Source organism: Eudoraea sp., from assembly GCF_049665975.1.
Taxonomy (GTDB): domain Bacteria; phylum Bacteroidota; class Bacteroidia; order Flavobacteriales; family Flavobacteriaceae; genus Eudoraea.
The window spans coordinates 1-6,713 of the sequence record NZ_JBATGR010000021.1; the positions used below are offsets into that span (position 1 = coordinate 1).

The 6,713-nt window shown below is 40.3% G+C and carries 4 protein-coding genes; all 4 read right to left on the reverse strand.

The annotated features are described in order from the left end of the window. Positions 1–761 (reverse strand): nucleoside hydrolase (locus WBN20_RS00725; protein WP_424280353.1); only part of this gene is annotated, 761 nt, incomplete at its 3' end. 98 nt (positions 762–859) lie between these two features. After that, positions 860–2,983, reverse strand: a complete 2,124-nt coding sequence (locus WBN20_RS00730; protein ID WP_424280354.1) for a Tex family protein — start codon at positions 2,981–2,983, stop codon at positions 860–862. Between the two features lie 64 nt (positions 2,984–3,047). Next, the gene (gene metG / locus WBN20_RS00735) at positions 3,048–5,147 is read right to left on the reverse strand and encodes a methionine--tRNA ligase (RefSeq protein ID WP_424280355.1); all 2,100 of its coding nucleotides are present in this window, start codon (positions 5,145–5,147) and stop codon (positions 3,048–3,050) included. Positions 5,148–5,288: 141 nt separating this feature from the next. Next, positions 5,289–6,713: DUF1501 domain-containing protein (locus WBN20_RS00740; protein WP_424280356.1), on the reverse strand; the 1,425-nt coding region annotated here is incomplete at its 5' end.

A 6,713-nucleotide genomic window follows, 5' to 3' on the forward strand; every position in this document is an offset into this window, starting at 1 on the left:
CCTCCATGCCTGCCTGTAACCGGTTCTATTGAAGTAGGTCCAAGACCGGGCATTTTCCTGTTTATTTCTTCCTTCGTTACTTTAACAGCATCGGTACCGGAAGGTTTGCCATAGCGTACGGTAACCATTTCAAAGGGGATGTTGCTATTTAATACATAATTCATGGCTATGGTGTCATTGTCCTGGTTGTATTCCCCAGGCTCCGGATAGTTAGATCCCAGCCATACTATTTTGGTTCGTTCCGCAAAAGAAGGATCCTTTTTTAAGGCCAATGCAATGTTTGTTAATTTACCCACTGCAATTATAACCAGGGAATCTTTTTTAGTTGCCTCCAGGATGTGATCTACCCCTTTCTGGCCGTCATATTCCTCCGGATTCCACACATTGCTAATGTCACTAAAATTACCATTCGCTCCTTTTAACAAAGGAATTTCATTGTTTAAATTGCACAGTTTCATTACGCGTAAAGCTTCATCATAATGTCCCTGTATGTCACCGCCGTTGTAGGTGGCATTTACGGTTACCGACTCTACTTCAAAGCTATCCCCGTTAAATAGTAAATAGGCAAGAGCGTGCTGGTCGTCTAACTCGTTATTGGCGTCTGAATCAAAAATAATTTTTAATTTAGGAGTTGCTTTGAGGGTTTTGGCCTCAATTTTTTTATCTTCTTTTTTTTCAGCACAGCTGCTAAGGCAAAGAGAAAAAATTGCAAATAAGGCAATCACAGCACTGCGCAGAATCTGCCTTAATTCTATATTCATGAATTGGATGTTTAGTTTACGTTGTTAAAATACAAAATAAGTTGAAAGGCGAATGATAGGATTATATCATCCATTTCCAATATTCAGAAATATATATGCTACTTATATAAAGCAAGTTGGATGCGTTTTCGATCAATATCTACCTCCAATACCTTTACTACAACTTGTTGGTGAAGAGTTACATGTTCGTTTACATCTTTAACGAAAGTATCGGAAAGCTGTGAAATATGGATTAGGCCACTTTCTTTAATCCCAAGATCCACAAAACAGCCAAAATTGGTAATATTGTTCACTATACCCGGCAATAATTGTCCTTCTCTTATATCCGTGATGCTCCTGATATTTTGATTAAAGGTAAAGACTTTTGCTTTTTCCCTAAGGTCCAGGCCTGGTTTTTCGAGCTCCCCGATGATATCCTTCAAGGTGGGCAGGCCCACATTATCAGTGCAATAGGCCTTGAGATCTATTTTTTGAAGAACTTCTTTGTTGCCAATGAGCTCTGTTATTGCCATTTGATTGTCCTTGACCATTTTTTGAACAATACTATAGCTCTCCGGGTGCACAGCAGAATCGTCCAGAGGATTGTTACCCCCTTTTATACGTAAGAAAGCAGCTCCTTGTTCAAATGCCTTACTACCTAATCTTGGCACTTTTTTTATTTCCTCCCTATTGGAAAAGGCTCCATTTTGGTTTCTGTAATTCACAATGTTTTCGGCTAATTTTGGGCCCAAACCTGAAACATGGGTTAATAGGGGAACACTGGCAGTATTGATATTTACACCAACAAAATTCACGCAGCTTTCCACTACAGTATCCAATGATCTTTTTAAGCTTTCTTGATCCACATCGTGCTGATATTGTCCAACTCCTATCGATTTTGGGTCAAGTTTAACCAATTCTGCAAGGGGATCTGCCAATCTCCTGCCGATGGAAATCGCACCACGAACGGTTACATCATAATTGGGAAATTCGTCACGCGCTATTTTGGAAGCCGAGTAGATTGATGCCCCGGCTTCACTTACTACATAAACTTCTATAGGATTTCTAAACTGAATATGTTTAATAAGTTGTTCGGTCTCTCGCGAAGCAGTTCCGTTGCCAATAGCAATGGCCTCTATTTTATGAGCATCTGTCAGGGAACTGATTTTTTTCATAGCCCCTTTACGGTCGTTTTGTGGAGCATTAGGATAGATAGTCTCATTGTGTTCCAGGTCACCCCGTTCATTTAAACAAACAAGCTTACAGCCTGTTCTAAACCCGGGATCAATTGCCATTATTCGTTTTTCGCCCAGGGGTGCTCCAAGTAATAGTTGTTTCAGGTTTTTGGAAAATACCGCGATGGCGGCCTCATCAGCTTTTTCCTTAGCAATCTTAAATGTCTCATTAGAAAGGGAAGGAAATAGCAAACGTTTAAAGGCATCCTGTATGGCTATTTTGATTTGCGAAGAACAGGCATTGTTGCGCAAAACAAGTTTTTCTTCAATTTGGTAAAACACCCTATCCTGGTCTATTTCCAGTTTTGTCCTAATAAAACCCTCATTTTCTGCCCGCAGAATTGCCAATAAACGATGGGAAGGACACTTGGAAAGGGGTTCGCTCCAATCAAAATAGTCCCTGTACTTCTGGGCTTTTTCTTCATTTTTTTTAGAACTTACCAGCTTGGTGGAGAGCAGGGCATATCTATTCAGTTGGAAACGTATCAGGTTCCTGATATCGCTTCGCTCATTGATCCATTCAGCGATTATATGTCTGGCGCCCTCGAGTGCCTGGGCTGAACTCTGCACTGCTTTATTGAAGAATTTTGGGGCAATTGCATCAAGGTTGTCGGTATTTTGCGCCATGATTATTTTGGCCAAGCCTTCCAAACCATTATTTTTAGCTACTTCAGCCTTGGTTTTACGTTTCTTTCTGAAGGGGAGGTATAAATCCTCCAAAAGGGCTAGTGTTGTAGCCTCGCTAATTTTGGTTTGCAACTCCTTGGTCAGAACATTATATTCTTCAAGAGATTTTAGAATTGTACTTCTGCGTTTCTCCAATATTTCATATTGTAGTTTATGTGTTACAATATGACCTATTTGAACCTCATCCAGATTACCGGTTCGTTCTTTTCTATACCTGGAGATAAAGGGAACCGTACAATCTTCATTAAGTAAGTCAATAGTATTTTGGATGCTCTTTACTGGCAGTTTGGTATAGCGGGCAATAAATGGGACGAGTTCCATGAAATATATATTATGTATTGAAGTAACAAGGGGTATCGCCCAACCGGACAATCATTGAATGGTCCTAATTTATGGGTTCCCCATTTGCAACCCCTTCCTCGCTCGGGTTAAGAAATATCAGTTTCCCTTCTTTATTTTCAGTCATTAAAATCATGCCTTCACTTTCTACTCCCCGGAGTGCCCTGGGCGCAAGATTCACCAGCACGGTTACCTGTCTTCCTATGATTTCTTCAGGACTGAAACTTTCGGCAATACCAGAAACGATTGTCCGCGTATCTATTCCTGTATCTACCTTAAGAACCATGAGTTTTTTAGTTTTGGGCATCTTTTCAGCTTCTAAAATGGTACCCACGCGTAAGTCCATTTTGGTAAAATCTTCGAAATTTATGGTCTCTTTTTGCGGCATAACAGCTCTATTTTCAGATTCGTTGACTTTTTTTGTGGCTTCCAGTTTGCTTAGTTGTGCTTGTATTTCCTGGTCTTCTACTTTTCGGAATAGCAATTCAGGTTCACCTATTTGGAGACCTTCTGGCAGCAGGGTTTCTTTTTTTGTAACATCAGGCCAGGAGAGTTCTGCAAGCTCAGAATTCGGAGAAGAGGTGTTTTCCACGATAGACAAAATTCTTTTCAATTTTGCCGAGGTAAAGGGTAAAAAAGGTTCAGTCAGAACGGCAAGAGCTGCAGCTATTTGAAGTGCTACATACATTATGGTCTGTACTCTGTCTTTATCCTCCTTGATAACCTTCCATGGTTCTTCATCTGCCAGATATTTATTACCCAGACGGGCCAGGTTCATTAATTCCTGACTTGCCTCACGAAAGCGATAGCGTTCAATAGAGTCTGAAATTATTCCGGGATATGATTTTAAAGTCTCTAAAGTATCTTTATCAACTTGTGTAAATTGATTTGGCCCAGGGACAACTCCATCAAAGTATTTGTTGGTAAGCACCACAACCCTGTTTATGAAATTGCCAAAAATGGCCACCAGTTCATTGTTGTTTCGTGCCTGAAAATCTTTCCATGTAAAATCATTATCCTTGGTTTCCGGTGCGTTTGCAGTAAGTGTATAGCGCAAAACATCCTGCATATCAGGGAATTCTTCCAGATACTCATGAAGCCAAACCGCCCAGTTCTTAGAAGTAGATAATTTATTTCCCTCCAGGTTAAGAAATTCATTGGCCGGAACATTTTCAGGTAAAATATAGTCCTTATGTGCCTTAAGCATGCTTGGAAAAATAATACAATGAAAAACGATATTGTCTTTTCCGATAAAATGAACCAGTTTGGTGTCTTTTGCCTTCCAGTATAATTCCCAGTCTTTTCCTGTTCTGGCGGCCCATTCTTTGGTAGATGAAATATACCCTATAGGCGCATCAAACCAAACGTATAATACTTTCCCTTCGCCTCCTTTAACAGGAACGGGGATTCCCCAATCCAGGTCGCGTGTTACGGCTCTTGGTTTTAACCCATCATCTATCCATGATTTACATTGGCCATAAACGTTAGGTTTCCAGTCGTTTTTATGACCAACTATGATCCATTCTTTTAAAAAATCTTCATACTGGTCTAAGGGCAGGAACCAATGTTTGGTTTCTTTAAGGGTTGGTACGGCACCCGAAATTGTCGATTTTGGGTTTATAAGGTCTGTTGCATTAAGCGAAGAACCGCAGTTTTCACACTGATCTCCATAAGCCTCTTCGTAACCGCATTTAGGGCAAGTTCCAATGACAAATCGATCTGCAAGAAATTGCTGGGCTTCCTCATCGTAAAGTTGAGCTGTTACCTCCTCCAGGAAATCACCTTGTTTGTATAAAGTTTTAAAAAAATCACCGGCTGTTTTATGATGAATTTTGGCAGAGGTACGTGAATAATTGTCAAAAGATATTCCAAAATCTACAAACGACTTTTTTATAATACCATGGTATTTGTCTATAATTTCTTTGGGTGTAACTCCTTCTTTTTTAGCCTTCATTGGTATGGCCACGCCATGTTCATCGCTTCCGCAAACAAAGGCCACATCATTACCATTTAACCTGAGGTATCTTGCATAGATATCTGCAGGGACATAGACTCCGGCCAGGTGCCCAATATGAATAGGGCCGTTTGTATAAGGCAAAGCTGCTGTGATTGTATATCTGGCAGGTTTATGCAGGTGTTCCGACATTAAAAGTGGATTAAGGCACAAAAATAACTATTATTTCAGACCAAACACCAAGTACCCGGGAAAAAGAAAACCCCCGGAACACCAGATCCTTTTATAACAGATTTCCGGTGCCCGGGGGTAATTATGCAAAGTAGGGGTAACCTATGCTACCATTATCGATTTAGACATTTTTTTGTCTGAAACTTGTATTCTATATATGTATTTGCCTGTAGACAAATGCGAAGGTAAACTTTCCCTTATGTTGATTTCGGTAGAACCTTCCGACACAATCTGATTATAAACAGTTCCTACATTTTGTCCCAGGATATTATATAATTGAATATCAACATGAGCAGTAAAAGGCATTTCTAAATAGATATGCGGTGTGCTTTTTGTGGGATAAAATGGTTTGTGAACAATAGCTTCCAGTAATTCAGGAGTTGGATCTTCTGCAACCGGATCTTCGGGCATTGGTGGTGTTGGCGGTTCATCACTATAAACAATAGGGGGAAACTCTACTCCACTACAATTAAAGCCAAGATCAACCGGCGCATATGGGTGATCCAGTAAATGCTGTTCTACCAAAGGTATTGGGACGCACAACCATTCTGCGAGGACCGTGGCATACAGGTCCCTAAAGTCCATTGTATATTCAAGGTTTCCACGCCCATTAGGACTTTCCAGGGATGGGTGTTCTCCTACAAAGGCACTTCCATTTAGTCCCGAACCGAAAAATAAGGTTGGTGCAGCCTTACCGTGGTCTGTACCGTTTGAACCGTTTTCAAATATTCTTCTTCCGAATTCTGAAAATGTCATACTCAATACTTTTTCATCTTGTTGTGTAAATGCAATATCTTCATAGAAGTTATTGATAGCAATAGACAAATTGGACATCAATCTTTCATGGGCAAGTGGTTGATTTCCGTGGGTATCAAAACCGCCCATTGAGATCATATACACTTTTGTACCTAAGTTACCCTTAATAAGTCTTGCCAAAAGAGCTAATTGTCTTGCAAAACCGTTGTCCTGATATTGAACCTGATTTTGTCCTCTTTCATATGCTTCATGGATAAGGCCTGAGTATTCATAAGTAGTGTTAGCCACTCCTCTTAAGAACTTAAGCTGATCTCCGTACATACAATTGTTGAACAAACTGTCATCCAGGCTGTACTGAACTCCTGATTCTGCAATTTCTTCCAACTGATCTATATTTGAAGTAACGAAGGCATAGTTAGTTTCTTCACCCTGAAACACAAGACTGCCAAAATTTCCAATTTGAATGGCTGCAGGTGCTGCAGGTGGATTTACCAGGTAATCCGGGTATATATTTTCAAAATAACGACCCATCCAGCCTGTATTGAGACCATCAAAACCGGTAGTTGTCAAATCGGTATTAGCATAAATATCAGATCCTGTAAAGTGAGATAAACTTTGATTTTCGTACCCTACACCATGAACCGCTTTCACTTGCCCGGCACCCCACATGGGTTCCAGGGAATTCATATACGTAGGAATTCCAAACTCATCTGTAAGTTTAAGGATCTTACTTTCCGGAATATAGATATTAGGTCTTGCATTGGCGTATGT